Source organism: Neopusillimonas maritima, assembly GCF_003576595.1.
GTDB lineage: Bacteria > Pseudomonadota > Gammaproteobacteria > Burkholderiales > Burkholderiaceae_B > Neopusillimonas > Neopusillimonas maritima.
Genome location: NZ_NQOU01000021.1, coordinates 1 through 1,577 on the forward strand (window position 1 = coordinate 1; position 1,577 = coordinate 1,577).

The window sequence follows — 1,577 nt, forward strand, 5'->3', positions numbered from 1 at the left end:
GCAGTGGCACTGTTGCCCGCTGCATCCGTGGTCGTCACAGACACATCAACTGTTGTATCAGCAGCCAAGTCGGAACCGGCCACATCTACCGACCAGGCACCATCGGCCACCTGGGTCGTGTAGGTCTGACCATTGACGGTCACGGTGACGGTATCACCATCCTGAACGTCACCACCGACGCTACCGGAGACAGTGACATCACCACCAGACTCAGCGGCGTTGATAACGTTGTCCTCTGTAATATCGTTAACCGTGATCGAAGCATCAATCTCAGTATCGACGGTATAACCCTGAGAAGTGGACGCACTGGTGCTGTTGCCTGCGGCATCCGTTGTGGTCACCGAGGCAGATACGTTGGAATTAGTTGCCAGAACCGAACCCGGTACCGAAACGGACCACGTGCCGCCAGAAACGGTCGCTTCGTAACTGTTCTCACCCACAGTCACAGTAACCGTGTCGCCGTCCTGGACATCACCACCAACCGTACCGGTCAGGGTCACATCACCCTCAGCTTCCGCTGCGTTGATGACATCATCACCGGCAATCGTGTCGATGCCGATCGTCGCAGAGACATCAGTGTCCACACTGTAAGTATGTTCGGCTGTCGCAGTGGCACTGTTACCTGCCGCATCGGTCGTCGTGACCGAGACGTTAATGGCACTATCTGCTGCCAGATCTGCACCGGCTACATCCACCGACCAGGCGCCATCAGCCACCTGCGTCGTGTAAGTCTGACCATTGACGGTCACGGTGACCGTGTCACCATCCTGAACGTCACCGCCGACGCTACCAGAGACAGTAACGTCACCACCAGACTCAGCCGCATTGATGACATTATCGGATGTGATGTCGTTAACCGTGATCGAGGCATCAATCTCGGTATCGACGGTATAACCCTGAGAAGTGGACGCACTGGTGCTGTTGCCGGCGGCATCCGTTGTAGAGACAGAGGCACTGACGGTGCTGTTCTCAGCAAGAACTGAGCCCGGCACCGAGACAGACCACGTGCCGCCAGAAACGGTCGCTTCGTAGCTGTTCTCACCCACGGTGATCGTTACCGTGTCGCCGTCCTGAACATCACCACCAACGGTACCCGTCAAGGTCACATCACCTTCAGCTTCAGCCGCGTTGATCACATCATCGCCCGCAATCGTGTCAATCGCGATCGTGGCAGATACTTCCGTATCTACGCTGTAGGTGTGCTCAGCCGTGGCGGTTGCCGTATTACCAGCCGCATCGGTCGTCGTGACCGACACATCGATAGAGGTATCAGCAGCCAAGTCGGAGCCGGCCACATCCACCGACCAGGTACCATCAGCCACCTGCGTCGTGTAAGTCTGACCATTTACTGTGATCGTGACTGTGTCACCGTCTTGAACGTCACCACCTACAGAACCACCAACCGTTACATCACCACCAGACTCGGCCGCATTGATGACGTTATCGGATGTGATGTCATCAACCGTGATCGACGCATCGACCTCGGTATCAACCGTGTAGCCCTGAGAAGTGGACGCACTCGTGCTGTTGCCAGCAGCATCGGTTGTCGTCACCGAAGCACTAACGTTACTGTTCTC

1 protein-coding gene is annotated in these 1,577 nt (G+C 56.4%); it reads right to left on the reverse strand.

Annotation, left to right across the window (positions count from 1 at the left end; translation table 11 throughout):
* The coding region (locus CJO09_RS15530) for an Ig-like domain-containing protein (protein ID WP_147404937.1) at window positions 1–1,577 on the reverse strand (1,577 nt) is incomplete at both ends.